This window comes from Streptomyces sp. NPDC098789, assembly GCF_044759975.1.
GTDB lineage: Bacteria > Actinomycetota > Actinomycetes > Streptomycetales > Streptomycetaceae > Streptomyces.
Genome location: NZ_JBIWAJ010000002.1, coordinates 636,248 through 653,109 on the forward strand (window position 1 = coordinate 636,248; position 16,862 = coordinate 653,109).

A 16,862-nucleotide genomic window follows, 5' to 3' on the forward strand; every position below is an offset into this window, starting at 1 on the left:
CCAAGAACTGTCGGGCGGCCCCCGGGGGAAGGCATGGGGGACCTGACCCTGTGCGACTGGATTCCGAGCAGTGAGGCAGCCGCTCCGAGTGCGGCCTTGCCGCGCCCTCCGGGCGAACAGCGACAGACGACAAGCCACAAGCCACAAGCGACAGGCCACAAGAGCGCTGTCAGATCGCTACGTGCTTCTCCGAGAGAAGCGTCTGCGGGCTGATTTGGGCTGGTGGGGGGGGTGGTGAGTGGTGCGGGAGGGTGGATGCTCGGCCCCACCGAGCAAGAGTCGGGTCAGGAGGCGGTGGGGACTCCACACCCCTCCAAGATGCCCCTTTTGTAGGTATTTGGAGCCCTCGTGTGAGGGGCGGACGGCTTCAGACCCGCCCATTGCTCGGCCTCGCCGAGTTCCCACCCCGAGCAGCCCCCGGCAGGCACCCAACAGCCCTCATCGCCCCCCACCAGCCCCTATGCAGCCCCCACCAACCTCCACCCCAACTTCCACCCCAACCTCCACCAGCCCCGAACAACTCGCTGACGCTTCTCTCGGAGAAGCGCGTAGCGATCTGACAGCGTTCTTGTCGCTTGTCGCTTGTGGTCGTTGTCTTGTCGCCCGGAGGGCGCGGCAGGGGCGCACTCAGGGCCGCTGCCTCATTGCCCGGAATCTAGTCGCACAGGGTCAGGTCCCCCCTGCCTTCCCCCGGGGGCCGCCCGACAGTTCTTGGCTTTCCGTGGGGACGGGGGCTGTCAAGGGTGGCCGCAGGCCATCGCGCAGCGACGCGACCGCAGGGAGCGCCCTTGACAGGTCACGGCCCCACGGAGAGACAGTTGAACTGACGGGCAGCCCCCGGAACCCCTCCGACCCCGCCCCACCCGAAGCCCCGCCCACCGCGGCGAAGCCGCGCCCGCCCCCGGATACCGCCCTGTTTCGGCCGATCCTTGAGCGTCTGTGCCCGATGGCTTCGGCGCCGGTTACTTCGGTGGGGCCGTGAGGTCGATCAGGCGGCAGACCGTTTCGATGTCGATCTTCACCTGGGCGATCGAGGCGCGGCCCGAGAGCCAGGTGATCAGGGCCGAGTGCCAGGTGTGCTCGATGACGCGGACCGCCGAGAGCTGTTCCGCCGTGGGCGGGGCGTCCAGGCCCATCGCGTCCAGGATGATCGCCGTGGTCAGCCGGGAGACGGTGTCCACCTCGGGGCTCACGCTGCGGTCCGCGAAGGTCAGGGCGCGCACCATGGCGTCGGCCAGGTGCGGTTCGCGCTGGAGGGCGCGGAAGGCGCGCATGAGCGTTTCCGCGACGGCTTCGGCGGGGCTGTCGGCGGCCGGGGGGCGTTTGCGCAGCGTCGTGTGCATGTGCTGGAGCTGGTCCTGCATGGTCGCCACCAGGAGGTGGACCTTGGAGGGGAAGTAGCGGTAGAGCGTGCCCAGCGCGACGCTGGACGACTCGGCGACCTCCCGCATCTGGACCGCGTCGAACCCGCCCCGGCTCGCCAACTGCGCGCTGGCGTGCAGGATCCTGCGACGGCGGGCTTCCTGCCGCTCCGTCAGGGGCGGGGACGCCGGCGTGGCGAGGGCCTTGGCTTCCGCTGTCATGTGTCCCGTTCCGTGGCGTTCCGAGGTATCCATTCGCACCGCTCCGAGGCTGTTGCGTGGTCAGCATGGCAGGCGGGCCTGCCGTGGCGCGAATCACCTGCTCCGGCTCTTACGGTGTGGTTTCCGGCCGGTAGATTCAATGGTCTTCAACGGATCAAGTCTGAAACTTGTTCTACATTATCCGAGCGGTTACGCTCCGGCGAAAGTGCAGCGAGAAGGGGGCCGGGAGTGACCGCTGAGGCCATGGTGACGAGCCCTTTCCAGGGTTCCGCCACTGACGGCGACCGCCCGTTGCGCATCGCACTCCTCACCTACAAGGGGAACCCGTTCTGCGGTGGCCAGGGCGTCTACGTCCGCCACCTCGCGAGGGAACTGGTGGCCCTGGGGCACTCCGTCGAGGTCATCGGTGCGCAGCCCTATCCGGTGCTCGACACCGGCGCCACGCTCACCGAGCTGCCCAGCCTGGACCTCTACCGCCACCCCGATCCCTTCCGCACCCCCAAGCGCGGTGAGTACCGGGACTGGATCGACGCCCTTGAGGTCGCCACCATGTGGACCGGCGGCTTCCCCGAGCCGCTGACCTTCTCGCTGCGGGCCCGCCGCCACCTGGCGGCCCGGCGCGGCGAGTTCGACGTCATCCACGACAACCAGACCCTCGGCTACGGCCTGTTGGCCGACCTGGGCGCGCCCCTCGTCACCACCGTCCACCACCCGATCACGGTGGACCGCAAGCTCGACCTCGCCGCTGCCAAGGACCGCAAGAAGCGTGCCTCGGTGCGCCGTTGGTACGGCTTCACCCGCATGCAGGGGCGCGTCGCCCGCAGGCTGCCCACGGTCCTGACCGTCTCCGGTTCCTCGCAGCAGGAGATCGCCGACCACCTGGGCGTCCGCGACGACCGCATCCACGTCGTGCACATCGGCGCGGACACCGACCTGTGGTCGCCGGACGCGTCCGTCGCCGAGGTCCCGGGCCGGATCGTGACCACCTCCAGTGCGGACGTACCGCTCAAGGGCCTGGTGCACCTCGTGGAGGCGCTGGCCAAGCTGCGCACCGAGCAGCCCGCTGCCCACCTCGTGGTGGTCGGCAAGCGCGCCGAGCGCGGGCCGGTCGCCCGGGCGATCGAGCAGTACGGGCTCCAGGACGCGGTGCAGTTCGTCAAGGGCATCACCGACGCCGAGCTCGTCGACCTGGTGCGCAGCGCCCAGGTCGCCTGCGTGCCCTCCCTCTACGAAGGCTTCTCGCTCCCCGCGGCCGAGGCCATGGCCACCGGCACCCCGCTGGTGGCCACCACCGGCGGGGCGATCCCCGAGGTGACGGGCGCCGACGGCGAGACCTGCCTCGCCGTGCCGCCCGGTGACGCGGGGGCCCTGGCCGCCGCGCTGGGCCGGCTGCTCGGTGATTCCGAGCTGCGGGCCCGTCTGGGCAGTGCCGGGCGCGCGCGGGTGCTGGACCGTTTCACCTGGGCCAGAGCCGCCCAGGGCACGGTGGCGCACTACCGGGCCGCGATCGAACGGGCCGCCATCGAACGGGCCGCACGCGCCGGTCGTTGACGGCCGCAGGGGCGCCGCACCCCGTGAAGTACCTCGTGAAGTACCTCGTCACATACCTCGTCTCCACCCACCATCACCCCCACCTCGACCGCGAAGGCAGGACCGCGTGCTGACCGTCGATTTCTCCAGGTTCCCGCTGGCCGCAGGCGATCGCGTGCTCGATCTGGGCTGCGGCGCGGGCCGGCACGCCTTCGAGTGCTACCGGCGCGGCGCCCACGTGGTCGCCGTGGACCGCAACGGCGAGGAGATCCGCGAGGTCGCCAAGTGGTTCGCCGCCATGAAGGAGGCCGGTGAGGCCCCCGCCGGTGCCACGGCCACCGCCATGGAGGGCGACGCGCTCGCGCTGCCCTTCCCCGACGACTCCTTCGACGTCGTCATCATCTCCGAGGTGATGGAGCACATCCCCGACGACAAGGGCGTGCTCGCCGAGATGGTCCGGGTCCTCAAGCCGGGCGGCCGCATCGCCATCACCGTCCCGCGCTACGGCCCCGAGAAGATCTGCTGGGCGCTCAGCGACGCCTACCACGAGGTCGAGGGCGGCCACATCCGCATCTACAAGGCCGACGAGCTGCTCGGGAAGATGGAGCAGGCCGGCCTCAAGCCGTACGGCACGCACCACGCCCACGGCCTGCACTCGCCCTACTGGTGGCTCAAGTGCGCCTTCGGCGTGGACAACGACAAGGCGCTGCCGGTGAAGGCGTACCACAAGCTCCTGGTCTGGGACATCATGAAGAAGCCGCTCGCGACCCGGCTCGCCGAGCAGGCCCTCAACCCGGTCATCGGCAAGAGCTTCGTGGCCTACGCGACCAAGCCCCACCTGCCCGTCGGCGCCGCCAAGTGACCTCGCCCGGGCGCACCGAGCACCTCGTCCTGGACGGTGTACTGACGGCCGAGGAGGCCGCACAGACCGTCGCCGGGATCCTGGCCGCGCAGCGCGCGGACGGGGCGATCCCGTGGTTCCGCGGTCACCACCTCGATCCGTGGGACCACACCGAGGCCGCGATGGCCCTGGACGTGGCGGGCGAGCACGAGGCCGCGGCGCGGGCGTACGCCTGGCTGGCGGCCCACCAGAACGAGGACGGTTCCTGGTACGCCGCCTACGCGGACCGGCCCGAGGGGGTGGACACCGAGGACCCGCAGGACGCGGGCAAGGAGTCCAACTTCACCGCCTACATAGCGGTCGGGGTCTGGCACCACTACCTGGCGACCGGGGACGACCGCTTCCTCGACCGGATGTGGCCCGTCGTCTTCGCCGCCGTCGAATTCATCCTCGGGCTCCAGCAGCCCGGCGGACAGATCGGTTGGAAGCGCGAGGCGGACGGGACGGTGGTCGCCGACGGCCTGCTGACCGGTTCCTCCTCGATCCACCAGGCGCTGCGCTGCGCACTGGCGATCGCCGAGTGCCGCGAGGAGCCGCAGCCCGACTGGGAGGTGGCCGTGGGCGCGCTCGCCCACGCCGTGCGCCGTCATCCCGAGCGCTTCCTCGACAAGAACCACTACTCGATGGACTGGTACTACCCGGTCCTGGGCGGGGCCCTGACCGGTTCCGAGGCGAAGGCGCGGATCGAGGAGCGCTGGGACGACTTCGTCGTGCCGGGCCTCGGCGTGCGCTGCGTGCTGCCCAACCCGTGGGTGACGGGCGGCGAGAGCTGTGAACTCGCCCTCGCGCTCTGGGCGATGGGGGAGTCCGACCGGGCGCTGGAGATCCTGCGCTCGATCACCCACCTGCGGGCCGAGAACGGCATGTACTGGACCGGGTACGTCTTCGAGGACGAGAAGGTCTGGCCGGTGGAGCAGACGACCTGGACGGCGGCGTCCCTGCTGCTGGCCGTGGCCGCGCTGGGCGGGGACGAGCCGACCACGGCCGTCTTCGGAGGCACGACCCTGCCGGACGGACTCGACCCGGACTGCTGCTAGTCAGTCCGGGCCGACCAGGCCGACTGGGCAGTCCGGGCCGTCCGTGCCGGCTTTCGCGGGGTGGCTCAGCGGCGGGCCAGCCAGCCCGCGAGGGCGTGGCCGATGAAGAGGTAGGCGACGGCGGCGATGCCGTAGCCGACGACGACCTGGACCCAGTCGCGGTCGAAGGTGAAGAGGTCGTAGGACCAGGTCGCGAGCCAGGTGGCGGCGTCGTGCACCAGGTCGACCAGGCTGTTGTTCTGGTTGGCGTCCAGCAGGTACAGCAGGATCCACGCGACGATCACGAAGGCCAGTACGTCCGCCACGATCGCGACGATCCGTCCGGCGGAGCTGCTTCCCCGGGTTCTCGCTCGCATGTGTGCTCGACTGTTTGTGGGCATGGCCCGCGTCTTGCCGCTGCGGCGCGGGCCAAACCCGAACGGCTTCCCCAAGTGGCGCAGTGGGTGGGCCGGGGTGAGGCTGCCTGGGACACCTCAGTCCCCGGAGGAAACCGTGTCCATACCCAGAACCGCCCGATTCCGTCGTGGCTGCACGGCCCTGATCCTGTCCACCGCGCTGCTCGCCGGAGGCGCCACCGCCTGCGGTAAGGGCGGCGACCGGAGCGACCGGAGTACGGACGTCTCGGTCCAAGGGGCGCCGGCGGCCGTCCAGGTCGACGCGGCCGAGGAGGCCCTGCGCGTCGCGGACGCCGCGCCGTCGCCCAGCCCGTCCACCGAGGCGCAGAAACAGAAGTTCGCCAAGACGCGCTTCGTCGCCAACGCGGGTCTCGCGGCCGGTGCCACCTACCAGTGGATCATCAAGCCGTACCGCGCGGGCAAGTTCAAGAAGGGCGCGAGCGGGCGCAAGTTCGCCCTCGTGAAGGCGGGCCTGGCGGGCGCGTTCGCCTACAACCGGTTGAAGGCGGCGGCCGACAACGCCAAGGGCGACCCGCTGCTGTCCAAGGCGGTGGGCCCGCTCACCGCGGGGATCGACTCCCTCAAGGGACTCGGCAGCAAGCTCCGCAAGGGCGACGCGAACGACGCGGACATCGGCGCCTTCGAGAAGATGATCAACGGGGTCAAGGACGCGGGCAAGAGCGCGGGCGCCCCGGTCACCGACCAGGTCCCGAGCCTTTCGCAGTTGGGCCGCTGAACCCGGGACACCGGACGCGCGACATGGTGAGGACCCGCCGGGCGACCGGCGGGTCCTCACCACGTGGTGCGTACGGCGCATCAGCGGGTCGTGTCCCGGTTGAAGACGGACCGCGCCCACAGGTAGCCGACGAGGGCCAGGGCCGCGCACCAGGCGAAGGCCAGCAGCCCGTCGTTCCCGATCGGCGTGCCCATCAGCAGGCCGCGCAGGGTCTCGATGATCGGGGTGAAGGGCTGGTACTCGGCGAACCAGCGCAGCCCGGTCGGCATCGAGTCCGTCGGGACGACCGCGCTGCCGAGGAGCGGCAGGAACTGCAGCGGCATCGGCAGGTTGCTCGCGGTCTCGGGGGTCTTGGCGACCAGCCCCATCGCGGCGGCCAGCCAGGTGAGGCCCAGCACGAGCCCGGTCAGCAGCCCGCCGACGGCCAGCCACTCGACGGGGGTGGCGGTGGGCCGGAAGCCCATGAGCAGGGCTATGCCGGTCACCAGGGCGACGCTGATCAGGGTCTGGATCACACCGCCCACGACGTGCCCGGTCAGGAACGAGGCCCGGGATATCGGCATCGTGCGGAAGCGGTTGACGATGCCTTCGGTCATGTCGACGCAGACCCCGACGGCCGTGGCGACCGCCCCGGCGGTCGCCGACATCAAGATGATGCCGGGGGCGATGTAGTCGATGTAGTGCTCCGAGCCGGTGCCGGTGCCGAGGGCGCCGCCGAAGACGTAGGTGAACAGGAGCAGCATCAGTACGGGCATCACGGCGACGGAGATGGTCATCGACGGGTAGCGCAGGGCGTGCCTGAGGTTGCGCCGCAGCATCGTCGCCGAGTCGGTGACGGAATGGGCCAGGGTGGTCATCGCGCGTTCTCCCGCTTCGGTCCGGTGAGGGTGAGGAACACGTCGTCGAGGTCGGGGGTGTGCACGGAGAGCTCCTCGGCGCGGACCCCGCCGTGCTCCAGGACGTCCAGGACGGCCCGCAGGGTGTCCGGGCTGCCGTCGCCGGGGAGGTCCAGGGTGAGTGCCTCGCGGTCGAGGTCGAGGGCGGCGAACAGGGCGTCGGCGGCGTCCAGTTCGGCCGCCGTGGCGAACCGCAGCCGGATGTGGCTGCCGGGTATGCGCCGCTTGAGCTCCTCGGCGGTGCCCTCGGCGACCAGCTTGCCGTGGTCGAGGACGGCGATCCGGTCGGCGAGCTGATCGGCCTCGTCCAGGTACTGGGTGGTGAGGAAGATCGTGACGCCCTGCTCGGTGACCAGATTTCGGATGATCTCCCACATCGTGCGGCGACTGCGCGGGTCGAGCCCGGTGGTCGGCTCGTCGAGGAAGATGACGCGCGGGTCGCCGACCAGGGTCATCGCCAGGTCGAGCTTGCGCCGCATGCCTCCGGAGAAGGTGGAGACGGGCCCCCGGGCGGCCTCGGTCAGGTCGAAGCGGTCCAGCAGCTCGGCGGCGCGGCGCCTGCCTTCCCGGCGGCCGAGGTGGAGCAGGTCTGCCATGAGGATCAGGTTCTCCTCGGCGGTCAACAGATTGTCCACCGCCGAGAACTGGCCGGTCACGCCGATGACGCCACGGATGGAGGCGGCCTCGCGGGCCAGGTCGTGGCCGCCGACGCGGACCTGACCGGTGTCCGCGGGTATGAGGGTGGTGAGGATCTGCACGGTGGTGGTCTTGCCCGCGCCGTTCGGCCCGAGGAGGGCGAAGACGGTGCCGGGGGCGACGTGCAGGTCGATGCCGTCCAGCACCTTCTTGTCGCCGTAGGACTTGGTCAGACCGGTGACGCTGATCGCGGGCGACGTGCGGGAGGTGGCGGTCGCTGTCGCGACGGCTGTGGGCATGGCGGGGTCACTCCTCCGGGGCTGGGGCTGGGGCTGGGACTCGGACTCGGACTCGGACTGGGGCTCGGACTGGGGCGGGTGTTGGGACTGGGGCTGGGGATGGGGATGGGGATGGGCCGGTGGGCCGGTGGGTCAGGCGCGGTGGACCTCGATGTTGCCCGCGCCGCTGCGGGCGCGGACCTCGACGGTCTCGTCGGTGTCGGCGGGTCCGTCGGTGGTGGTGAGGCCGTTGCGCACGCTGCCGACGCGGGTGTTCACGTCGAGCCAGGCGGCGGTGGAGCGGGCGATGCCGACCGAGATGTTCCCGGCGGCGGTCTGGAGCGCGACCTGGCCGCGGGCCACCTCGCCGATCTTGATGTGCCCGTTCGCGGACTTGGCCTCGACCCCGGCGTGTGCGGAGCCCACGGAGACGGAGCCGTTGGACGTGGTGGCCTTCAGGTGGCCGTGGACCTCGCCGAGGGCGATGTCGCCGTTGGAGTTCTTGACGATCGCGGCGCCGCCGATGACGTCGGCGCTGATCCGCCCGGACCCGGACAGCTCGGCGTTGCCGGTGACGGTGTCGACGTGCGTGTTGCCGTGGCCCGTGGTGAGGTGCGCGGCGGCCGCCTCCTCGACGCGCAGGTCGCCGAGCGAGGTCTTCAGCCGGACCTGCCCGAACGGTCCCGAGCACAGGAAGTCCGCCATGGGGCAGTCGCCGCGCAGCTCCGAGCCGGCGGGCAGGGCGATGACGATGTCGAGCGAGCCGCTGCGGCCGAACAGCGAGCGCTTGCGCGGCCCCTTCACGAAGAGCTGCCCCGCCGAGTAGTTGATCTTGGTCTGCTGGGCCGTCCACACGTCGATGTCCGCGCCCGGGTTGCTCGGCCGGACCTCGACGACGGTGTCGGAGCGCTTGGTGGCGGTGACGCGGATGGTGCCGAGCTCGAACTCGACGGAGGCGGAGATCGGCTCGGGGGTCTGGAAGGTCTCGGTGAGGTGGGAGATCTGGAATGCAGACATGGTGGTGCCGTCCTCTTGGCTCGGTGGAGCGGAAGTGGTGAGAGGTGCGCTGCTACGGCGGTGCGGTCGTGCCGCGGTCGTCTAGCGGACCCAGCCCGTGAAGCCCTGCTGGCCGCGCGAGCGGCCCGGGGAGAGGGGGGCGGCCGGGGCGGCCGGTCCGGCCGGTTCCAGGGCCGCGGCGACGGCCCGGACCAGCCAGGCGTTGACCGACAGGCCCTCCTGGCCGGCGGCGTCCTCGACGCGGTTCTTGAGGTGGGCGGGGAGGCGGAAGTTGATGCGGGCCGTGCCGCCCTCGTCGCCCTCGCCGGCCGGCGCCGCGACGGGGACCGGAGCCGCCGCGGGAGCGGAGTGCTCCGGCAGGGTGCCCCCGTACACGAAGGGCTCCTGGGCCGGGGGGGCGGTCACCACGAACTCGGGGTCGAGCCCGCGCAGCCGTACGTCGACCGAGCCCGGGGCGAGGTCCTGGGTGACCTCGCCCATGGCGGCGGACAGGGCGTTCAGCAGGGTCAGCCGGGCGGCCGACTCCAGGGGAGCGGTGAGCCGCTCGGCCAGGGCGCGGGATTCGGCGCCGCCCGCTTCCGCGGCTACCGCGAGTTCGTTCCGGAGGTGATCGACGTAGGGCGTGAGGTCCATGGCGAAAGCATGGCACACGAATGGCGCCACAGCCAGCTTTTGTGGCGCCATTTTGGCGCCGCATGGCGCCACGGGAGGTCGCTCTGGGGTTCTGTTGATCAAATCAGCGCATGAAAGTGCAGCTCAGGGGCCTATAGGCCGATAGGGAAGGTGGCCCCAGGTGGCGCCACCCGGGCAAACAATGGCGCCACCGTGGCGCCACCTCACCTCCACCTCACCTCCGCCGCGCCCACGCGGGCGTCCACGTCCGGCGGTCGGGGCCCTCCGGGCCACCGGTACGCGCCGCCGCGAGGTGTTCGCGCAGCGCCGCGAGCGCCGGCTGGGGGTTGTCGCGGCGCCAGATCAGGGAGTGCGGGTAGACCGGCGTCGGGTCGATCACCGGGATGCGGCGCAGGCCGTGTCCGTCGGGCCAGACGAGTCGGGTGTGCTCGCCCATGAAGGTGGCCAGGGCCGGGGTGTCCGCGATGGTGTCGAGGAGGGCGTCGGAGCCGAAGTTGGGGCCCGTCGCCTCGATGGTGAGGCCGAACTCGGCGACGAGGTCGTCGTAGTAGGCGGCCCACTCGGTGCCGGGGACGAGGCCGGGCATCCAGATCCGGTGCCCGGCGAGCTGCGCGAGGGTCACCGACCGGGCGCCCGCCAGCGCGTGGGCGGGGCCGGTCAGGAGCTGGAGCGGTTCGTCGAGCACGCGCACGGACGCGACGTCCCCGGGCAGCGGCCGGCCGGGCGCGGACACGGCGCGGAAGGACGCGTCGATCTCCCCGGACCGCACGGCGGCCACCGCCGCCTCGATGTCGAAGAGCATCAGCACGTCGAGCTCGAACTCGGGGTGCGCGCGGTGGAACTCGCGCATCAGGCCCGACGCCGCCACGCGCGAGGCGATCACGTCGACCCGCAGCGCCCGGCGGCCGGGCCGTACGGACGCGACCGCGCGCTCGGCGACGCGCAGCAGCTCGCGCGCGTGCGGCAGGAAGGCCCGCCCGTCGATGGTGAGCTCGGCGCCGCGCGCCGTGCGGGCGAAGAGCTGCGCGCCGAGGCCCTTCTCCAGCGCGGCGATGCGTTTGGAGACGGCCTGCTGGGTGACTCCCAGGTCGGCGGCGGCCGCCTGGAAGCGGCCGGCGTCCACGATGGTGACGAAGGTGCGTACGGCTTCGAGGTCCACGTCGGGGAGGCTACTCCACAACGCACGGTTGTGTACGGATCGCGGATCGGTTGTTTGACCGGCCGCCCTCCCGCTCGCTTAGCTCTGGGGGAGGCGGAGCGGAACGGGGTGATGGGCGTGGGTCGGAGGTTCGGGTGGCTCTGGGCGGCGTACGGGATCAGCACCCTCGGCACCTGGCTCGCCTTCGACGCGTTCGCGCTGATCGCGATCCTCGCGCTGCACGCCGGGCCGTCCCAGGTGTCGGTGCTGGCGGCCGTCGGTCTCGCGGTGGGGGCCGTCGTGGCGGTGCCGCTCGGGCCGTGGGTGGAGTTCCGCCGCAAGCGGCCGGTGATGGTCGCGATGGACCTGGTCCGCTGCGCGGCGCTGCTGAGCGTCCCCGCCGCCTACGCGCTGGGCCTGCTCGGCTTCGCACAACTCCTGGTCGTGTCCGTCGTCGTCGGCGCGGCCGACATCGCCTTCGGCGCGGCCAGCGGCGCCTATCTGAAGGGGCTCGTGCGGCCCGCGGACCTGCTCGTCGCCAACGGCCGCTTCGAAACCACGAACTGGACCGCCTCCGTCCTCGGGCCGCCGCTGGGCACGGCCGCGATCGGGCTCTTCGGACCGGTGCTCACCGTGGTGGCCAACGCGGTCAGCTTCCTGCTCTCCGCCGCCGGGATCGCCGCGATCTGCGGCAGCGAGCCCCGACCCGTGCGCACCGCAGGCCACAGAATGAGCCCCCGCGACCTCTTCGAGGGCTGGCGGTACGTCCTGACCCACTCCACCCTGCGCCCCCTGTTCTTCAACACGGTCCTCGTCGGCGGCCTGATCATGGCTACCCTGCCGCTGCTCGCCGTGCTCATGCTCGGCGACCTCGGCTTCGCCCCCTGGCAGTACGGCCTCGCCTTCGGCCTGCCCTGTGTCGGCGGCATCATCGGCGCCCGGCTGGCCCGCCCGCTCGTCGCCCGCTTCGGGCGGCGCCGGGTCCTGCTCACCACCGGGACGCTGCGCGCCTGCTGGTCCCTCGGGCTGGCCTTCGTCCGCCCCGGCGCGGCGGGGCTCGCGCTCGTCGTCGTGGTCGAGTTCGGGCTGATCGCCTGCATGGGCGTCTTCAACCCGGTCTTCGCCACCTACCGGCTCGAACGGCTCCCGGCGGACCGCATCGCCCGCACCCTGTCGGCGTGGTCGGTCACCAGCAAGCTGACCATCGCGGCCATGACCGGGCTGTGGGGCCTGCTGGCGGGCCTCACCGGCCCCCGCACCGCGATCGCCGTGGCCGGCCTGCTGATGCTGGGTACGCCGTTGCTGCTGCCGCGGCGGGACGAACGCGTGCCGGTGTCGCCCGGCGGGGATCCGGCCGTCTAGGTCCCTCCGGGGGCGCCTCAAACGCCGGCGGGGCTGGATTTGGCGGCCCTATCGGTGAGTTCCTCATTCGCCGGCGGGCTGGATTTGAGGGCACTGTCGGTGGGCGCCTCAAACGCCGGCGAGGCTGGATTCGGCGGCCCTGTCGGTGAGTGCCTCAAACGTCGGCGGGGCTGGATTTGTCGGTCCTGGGCGATTCAGCCTCGCCGGCGATTGAGGCGCCCCCAGAGGGGGGTCATGCGTTGAGTTCCGCCAGTACCCGCAGGGTGTGCGGGTCCGGGGCGGTCAGGAGGAGGTCGGTCACCGGGCCCTTGCGCCACAGTTCCAGCCGCTCCGCGATCCGCTCGCGCGGCCCGATCAGCGAGATCTCGTCCGCGAAGGCGTCCGGTACGGCGAGCACCGCCTCCTGCTTGCGGCCCGCGAGGAAGAGCTCCTGGATCCGGTGGGCCTCCTCCTCGTACCCCATGCGCGCCATCAGATCGGCGTGGAAGTTGCGGGCCGCGTGGCCCATGCCGCCGATGTAGAAGCCGAGCATGGCCTTGACCGGGAGCAGCCCCTCGGCGACGTCGTCGCAGACGTGGGCCCGCGCCATCGGCGCGATCATGAAGCCTTCGGGCAGCTCGGCGAGGGAGGCCTGGTAGACGTCGGTGCGGGTCGGGGACCAGTACAGCGGGAGCCAGCCGTCCGCGATCCGGGTGGTCTGGGCGATGTTCTTGGGGCCCTCGGCCCCGAGCAGCAGCGGCAGGTCCGCGCGCAGCGGGTGGGTGATGGGCCGCAGCGGCTTGCCGATGCCGGTGCCGTCGGCGCCGCGGTACGGGTGGGTGTGGAAGCGGCCGTCGAGCGCTACGGGCGCCTCGCGGCGCAGCACCTGGCGGATGACGTCGACGTACTCGCGGGTGGCGGTCAGCGGGCTCGCGGGGAAGGGGCGGCCGTACCAGCCCTCGACCACCTGCGGGCCGGACAGTCCGAGGCCGAGCATCATCCGGCCGCCCGAGAGGTGGTCCAGGGTGAGGGCGTGCATGGCGGTGGCGGTCGGGGTGCGGGCGGCCATCTGCGCGATGGCGGTGCCGAGCCGGATCCGGGTGGTGTGCGCGGCGATCCAGGTGAGCGGGGTGAAGGCGTCCGATCCCCAGGCCTCGGCGGTCCAGACGGAGTCGTAGCCGAGCCGTTCGGCCTCGGTGGCGAGGTCGAGGTGGGCCGGGTTGGGGCCGCGGCCCCAGTAGCCGAGTGCGAGTCCGAGGCGCATGTACGGTCCCTCCGCGAGCCTTATCTGACGGGGCGTCAGGAGACTGTAGGCCAACGGCCCCCCGCCCGGAAGGGCGGGGGGCCGTCGGTCCAGCGGTACGGGCGGGCGCGGGCTCAGCCGCGCTGGATGCCCGAGGTGTCGTTCAGCACGCCGCGCCGGTTGTCCGGCGTCTGGGCCACCAGCGCGGCCGGACCGCGCTGGTCCACCGCCAGGTACCAGGTGCCCGGCACCAGTTCGGCGATCGGGGTCGGCGAGCCGTCCTCGGCGAAGAGGGGGCGCGCCACCGGCACCGCGAACCAGAACGGGGCGAAGTCGCCGCCCGGAGCGCCCGCGGCCGGCTGCGAGTCCTGCGGGGCCACCGGGCCCGGGGTGGGCGCCGGGGCGCCGTGGCCGGAGTACGGCGGTGCGGGCTGCGGGGTGGTCCCGTACGGCGCGGGCTGCTGACCGCCCGGGTAGCCGTACCCGGCGCCCGGCTGCGGCTGGCCGCCGTAGGGCTGGGCGACCTGCGGCTTCGGCGCGGGCACCAGGGAGCCCGCCAGTGCGGGGATCTTCGACCCGGCGAGGGTGACGACGGCGAGCGCGATGTTCGCCAGGAAGGCGATCACGCTGCCCGCCCCCAGCCCGGCTCCGGGCGGGCTGACGATCAGCGCCCACAGCGAGGACCACGCGGCGGCGACGGCGAGACCGGCGCCCCAGACCTCCAGGCCCTGCCCGGCGACCTTGCGGCCCGCCGGCAGCAGCCGGGTGGAGATGATCAGCGCCGCGGCGGCGATGCCGGTCAGGAAGACCGAGGGGAGGACGATGTTCAGCCGGTCCGTGTCCCACGCGTTCGGGATCCGGGCCTCGCAGGCCGCGAGCCCGGCGCAGTCCACGGAGTAGAAGTTGAGGAACGAGGCGATGAACAGCAGCACCGCTGCTCCGATCACCACGCCGTCGCCTCTAGTGAGGGAGCGGATGTTCACTTGGATGTCCTTCTCGGTCGTCTCGTCGTCTCGTCGTCTCGTGGCGCCGACGGTGCCGCGGTCCACTGCGGAGCGGGGCGGCGGGCGGGCACCATCGTACGGACGTTTCGCGCGCCCGAGGGGTCAGGGGTCGTAGCCGGCCCCCTCTCCTACCCGCCGAGGAAGCCGACGATGCCGTTCGCGATGCCCTGGGCCGCCTTCTCGCGCCAATCCGGACTGGTCAGCAGCGCCGCGTCCTTGGGGTCGCGCATGTTCCCGCACTCGATGAACACCTTCGGACGCGTGGAGAGGTTGAGCCCGCCGAGGTCGTCGCGGACGACCAGGCCGGTGCCGCCGCCCACGTAGTTGGAGGGTGCCGAGCCCGTCGAGCGGGTGAAGTTCCCCGCGATCCGCTCGCCCAGCTCGCGCGAGGGGCCGACGATCTTCGCGGTGTCCGCCGACCCGCCCTTGACCTTCGCCGGCAGGATCACGTGGAAGCCGCGGTTGCCCGCGGCGACGCCGTCGGCGTGGACCGAGACCACCGCGTCGGCGTTCGCCTCGTTGCCGATCCGGGCCCGCTCGTCGATGCACGGGCCGAAGGGGCGGTCGGCGCGGTGCGTGAACACCACCTTGATCCCCTTCTCTTGCAGGATCGTGGCCATCCGCCGGGAGACGTCGAGGGTGAACTCGGCCTCCATGTAACCGGCGTTGGTGGTGGTGCCGGTGGTGTCGCACTCCTTCATGTTCGTGCCGATGTCGACCTGCTTGTCGATCTCGCTCGTGTGCTTGAAGTTGCCCGCGTTGTGCCCCGGGTCGATGACCACGACGCGTCCGGCCAGCGAGCCCTTGCCGGGGACCGCCGCCGTGGACGCGCCCGGGGAGGCGGACGCCGACGGCGACGCGCTCGCCGAGGCGGACGGGCTCGCGGAGGCGGAGGCGCTGCCCTGCGGGCGCGGCTGCGAGGAGGGCGGGGCGAGCGGCGGCTTCGCGGCGGCCGGGGGCCGACCGTCGTCGGCGCCGGCCCCGGAGGTCACCTCCACCAGCACCCACCCGGCGAGGCAGAGGGGCGCGAGGGCGGCGACGGCCACGGCCAGCGTGGAGCGGCGCGTGAACCAGGGCCGGTCGGGGGCGACCGAAGAGGCGGACTCGGGCTGCGGGGCACTGTCGTCGTACGGCACGTCGGCGATGCTAGACCCCGCCCCGGCTCCCCGTCCGGATCCTGACCCGTCCGAGGGCCGGGCGCACGGCCGGATGGAGTCCCGCCGCGGCGCGTCGCCCCAGGTCAGACGGCCGGAAGCCCAGCAGCCCAGCAGGCCGTGAGGTCAGATGCCGGGGCCCGTGCGGCGCAGGACGCGCAGCGAGTCCGTCACGGAGACCTCCTCGAAGGCCCCGGACGCCAGCGCCCGCAGGTAGATCCGGTACGGCGCCTGCCCGCCGTCCGCCGGGTCCGGGAAGACGTCGTGGATGACCAGGGTCCCGCCGGGCGCGAGGTGCGGGGCCCAGCCCTCGTAGTCCCCGGTGGCGTGCTCGTCGGTGTGCCCGCCGTCGATGAAGACCAGGCCCAGCGGGCCCCCCCAGGCCGCCGCTACCTTCGGCGAACGCCCGACGATCGCGATCACGTGCTCCTCCAGGCCCGCCGCGTGCAGGGTCCGGCGGAAGGTGGGGAGGGTGTCCATGAGCCCGACCTCCGGGTCCACGACCGTCGGGTCGTGGTACTCCCAGCCCGGCTGCTGCTCCTCGCTACCGCGGTGGTGGTCCACGGTGATCGCGCTCACGCCCGCCTCGCGGGCCGCGTCGGCGAGCAGGATCGTGGAGCGCCCGCAGTACGTGCCCACCTCCAGCAGCGGCAGCCCGAGCGAGGCGGCCTCCGCGGCCGCCGCGTACAGCGCGAGGCCCTCCCGTACGGGCATGAACCCCTTGGCCGCCTCGAAGGCGGCGAGGGTCTCCGGCTTGGGGCTGGCCATGGTGTTCCTCCTGGTGGGACGGGTGCGGGCGGGTGCGCGCGGGGCGGGTGGCGGCCCATGCTGCCCTACTGCCCGGTAGGGCGCTACGGGCGGGTCCCGCGGGGTGCTCTGCGCGGGCTGGGCCGGTCGCACTCGAACCACACCGTCTTGCCGCCCGCCGTCACGGCCGAGCCCCAGCGGTCCGTGACGGCCTCGACGAGCAGCAGCCCGCGCCCGCCCTCGCCCAAGGGCGCCGGGTCGCGCGAGAGCCGGGGAGGGGAGGGGGACCCGTCCGCCACCTCTACCCGCAGCCCGCGCGGCCGCAGCAGGATCACCACCGCGCAGCCCCGCCCCGGCACGTGCCGCACCACGTTCGCGACCAACTCGGTCAGCGCCAGCTCGGCCCCGTCGGCCAGCGCGGCCAGCTCCCAGCGGGCCAGCAGCATCCGCAGGATCCGCCGCATGTGCCGGGCCGAGTGCGCACCCACGGTGAAGCCCATCCGGTAGGTGCCGTCAACTTGCGTCGCGGAGTAGTCAGTTACGTGATTCACGTCACCAGGGTGGAGCGGTCTCACTACGCTCGGCTACGGACC

General features: G+C 72.4%; 17 protein-coding genes. 5 read left to right on the forward strand and 12 right to left on the reverse strand.

All coding sequences use genetic code 11. The annotated features are described in order from the left end of the window. Nucleotides 1–962 precede the first annotated feature (962 nt). Nucleotides 963–1,583 (reverse strand): TetR family transcriptional regulator, encoded by a 621-nt coding sequence (locus ACIQWR_RS07195; RefSeq protein ID WP_404005665.1) that lies wholly within the window; start codon nucleotides 1,581–1,583, stop codon nucleotides 963–965. A gap of 228 nt (nucleotides 1,584–1,811) precedes the next feature. Between ACIQWR_RS07195 and ACIQWR_RS07200 the strand changes: the two genes are divergently transcribed. The 3 genes from ACIQWR_RS07200 to ACIQWR_RS07210 all read left to right on the forward strand — a co-directional run bounded on the left by ACIQWR_RS07200 (nucleotide 1,812) and on the right by ACIQWR_RS07210 (nucleotide 5,051). Then, complete coding sequence (locus ACIQWR_RS07200) at nucleotides 1,812–3,134, forward strand: glycosyltransferase family 4 protein (protein ID WP_404005667.1); 1,323 nt, start codon at nucleotides 1,812–1,814, stop codon at nucleotides 3,132–3,134. 106 nt (nucleotides 3,135–3,240) lie between these two features. Then, entirely contained in the window at nucleotides 3,241–3,975 is a 735-nt protein-coding gene (locus ACIQWR_RS07205) for a class I SAM-dependent methyltransferase (RefSeq protein ID WP_330330181.1), read from the forward strand. Beyond that, a complete protein-coding gene (locus ACIQWR_RS07210) occupies nucleotides 3,972–5,051 on the forward strand; it encodes a prenyltransferase (RefSeq protein ID WP_404005668.1) in 1,080 nt (359 codons plus the stop codon). Before ACIQWR_RS07205 ends, ACIQWR_RS07210 begins: the two co-directional genes overlap by 4 nt. Nucleotides 5,052–5,116: 65 nt before the next feature. On the opposite strand, the gene ACIQWR_RS07215 is transcribed toward ACIQWR_RS07210, so the two are convergent. Next, nucleotides 5,117–5,407 carry a hypothetical protein gene (locus tag ACIQWR_RS07215; protein ID WP_385776017.1) on the reverse strand — a complete coding sequence of 97 codons (291 nt, stop codon included), beginning with the start codon at nucleotides 5,405–5,407 and terminating at the stop codon, nucleotides 5,117–5,119. Between the two features lie 142 nt (nucleotides 5,408–5,549). On the opposite strand from ACIQWR_RS07215, the gene ACIQWR_RS07220 reads away from it, so the two are divergent. Continuing rightward, complete coding sequence (locus ACIQWR_RS07220; protein ID WP_404005790.1) at nucleotides 5,550–6,182, forward strand: hypothetical protein; 633 nt, start codon at nucleotides 5,550–5,552, stop codon at nucleotides 6,180–6,182. 80 nt (nucleotides 6,183–6,262) lie between these two features. On the opposite strand, the gene ACIQWR_RS07225 is transcribed toward ACIQWR_RS07220, so the two are convergent. The 5 genes from ACIQWR_RS07225 to ACIQWR_RS07245 all read right to left on the reverse strand — a co-directional run bounded on the left by ACIQWR_RS07225 (nucleotide 6,263) and on the right by ACIQWR_RS07245 (nucleotide 10,801). Next, nucleotides 6,263–7,039, reverse strand: coding sequence for an ABC transporter permease (locus ACIQWR_RS07225; protein WP_404005670.1), 777 nt, complete (start codon nucleotides 7,037–7,039; stop codon nucleotides 6,263–6,265). Continuing rightward, nucleotides 7,036–8,013 (reverse strand): ATP-binding cassette domain-containing protein, encoded by a 978-nt coding sequence (locus ACIQWR_RS07230; RefSeq protein ID WP_404005672.1) that lies wholly within the window; start codon nucleotides 8,011–8,013, stop codon nucleotides 7,036–7,038. Before ACIQWR_RS07230 ends, ACIQWR_RS07225 begins: the two co-directional genes overlap by 4 nt. Nucleotides 8,014–8,145: 132 nt before the next feature. Continuing rightward, on the reverse strand, nucleotides 8,146–9,009 hold the full coding sequence (locus ACIQWR_RS07235; protein ID WP_404005673.1) for a DUF4097 family beta strand repeat-containing protein: 864 nt from the start codon (nucleotides 9,007–9,009) through the stop codon (nucleotides 8,146–8,148). An 81-nt stretch (nucleotides 9,010–9,090) separates the two neighbouring features. After that, nucleotides 9,091–9,642, reverse strand: a complete 552-nt coding sequence (locus tag ACIQWR_RS07240) for a hypothetical protein (RefSeq protein ID WP_404005675.1) — start codon at nucleotides 9,640–9,642, stop codon at nucleotides 9,091–9,093. 214 nt (nucleotides 9,643–9,856) lie between these two features. Then, a complete protein-coding gene (locus ACIQWR_RS07245; RefSeq protein WP_404005676.1) occupies nucleotides 9,857–10,801 on the reverse strand; it encodes a LysR family transcriptional regulator in 945 nt (314 codons plus the stop codon). Between the two features lie 111 nt (nucleotides 10,802–10,912). Here ACIQWR_RS07245 and ACIQWR_RS07250 point away from each other — a divergent pair, with 111 nt between their 5' ends. Next, the gene (locus tag ACIQWR_RS07250) at nucleotides 10,913–12,142 is read left to right on the forward strand and encodes an MFS transporter (protein WP_404005678.1); all 1,230 of its coding nucleotides are present in this window, start codon (nucleotides 10,913–10,915) and stop codon (nucleotides 12,140–12,142) included. Nucleotides 12,143–12,374: 232 nt separating this feature from the next. On the opposite strand, the gene ACIQWR_RS07255 is transcribed toward ACIQWR_RS07250, so the two are convergent. From ACIQWR_RS07255 to ACIQWR_RS07275, 5 genes are all read right to left on the reverse strand, one after another. Further along, nucleotides 12,375–13,385 (reverse strand): LLM class F420-dependent oxidoreductase, encoded by a 1,011-nt coding sequence (locus ACIQWR_RS07255; protein ID WP_404005679.1) that lies wholly within the window; start codon nucleotides 13,383–13,385, stop codon nucleotides 12,375–12,377. A gap of 113 nt (nucleotides 13,386–13,498) precedes the next feature. Beyond that, nucleotides 13,499–14,347, reverse strand: coding sequence for a hypothetical protein (locus tag ACIQWR_RS07260; RefSeq protein WP_404005680.1), 849 nt, complete (start codon nucleotides 14,345–14,347; stop codon nucleotides 13,499–13,501). Nucleotides 14,348–14,496: 149 nt separating this feature from the next. Further along, nucleotides 14,497–15,504 carry an N-acetylmuramoyl-L-alanine amidase gene (locus ACIQWR_RS07265; protein WP_404005681.1) on the reverse strand — a complete coding sequence of 336 codons (1,008 nt, stop codon included), beginning with the start codon at nucleotides 15,502–15,504 and terminating at the stop codon, nucleotides 14,497–14,499. 144 nt (nucleotides 15,505–15,648) lie between these two features. Further along, on the reverse strand, nucleotides 15,649–16,290 hold the full coding sequence (locus ACIQWR_RS07270; protein WP_404005683.1) for a class I SAM-dependent methyltransferase: 642 nt from the start codon (nucleotides 16,288–16,290) through the stop codon (nucleotides 15,649–15,651). Nucleotides 16,291–16,373: 83 nt separating this feature from the next. Continuing rightward, nucleotides 16,374–16,769 carry an ATP-binding protein gene (locus tag ACIQWR_RS07275; protein ID WP_404005792.1) on the reverse strand — a complete coding sequence of 132 codons (396 nt, stop codon included), beginning with the start codon at nucleotides 16,767–16,769 and terminating at the stop codon, nucleotides 16,374–16,376. Nucleotides 16,770–16,862: the final 93 nt, after the last annotated feature.

Coding starts and splice junctions, on each gene's coding strand:
- ACIQWR_RS07235 (WP_404005673.1), bottom strand. CDS start 9,009: ATGTCTGCATTCCAGATCTCCCACCTCACCGAGACCTTCCAGACCCCC.
- ACIQWR_RS07240 (WP_404005675.1), bottom strand. CDS start 9,642: ATGGACCTCACGCCCTACGTCGATCACCTCCGGAACGAACTCGCGGTA.
- ACIQWR_RS07225 (WP_404005670.1), bottom strand. CDS start 7,039: ATGACCACCCTGGCCCATTCCGTCACCGACTCGGCGACGATGCTGCGG.
- ACIQWR_RS07230 (WP_404005672.1), bottom strand. CDS start 8,013: ATGCCCACAGCCGTCGCGACAGCGACCGCCACCTCCCGCACGTCGCCC.
- ACIQWR_RS07250 (WP_404005678.1), top strand. CDS start 10,913: ATGGGCGTGGGTCGGAGGTTCGGGTGGCTCTGGGCGGCGTACGGGATC.
- ACIQWR_RS07255 (WP_404005679.1), bottom strand. CDS start 13,385: ATGCGCCTCGGACTCGCACTCGGCTACTGGGGCCGCGGCCCCAACCCG.
- ACIQWR_RS07270 (WP_404005683.1), bottom strand. CDS start 16,290: ATGGCCAGCCCCAAGCCGGAGACCCTCGCCGCCTTCGAGGCGGCCAAG.
- ACIQWR_RS07195 (WP_404005665.1), bottom strand. CDS start 1,583: ATGACAGCGGAAGCCAAGGCCCTCGCCACGCCGGCGTCCCCGCCCCTG.
- ACIQWR_RS07215 (WP_385776017.1), bottom strand. CDS start 5,407: ATGCGAGCGAGAACCCGGGGAAGCAGCTCCGCCGGACGGATCGTCGCG.
- ACIQWR_RS07275 (WP_404005792.1), bottom strand. CDS start 16,769: ATGGGCTTCACCGTGGGTGCGCACTCGGCCCGGCACATGCGGCGGATC.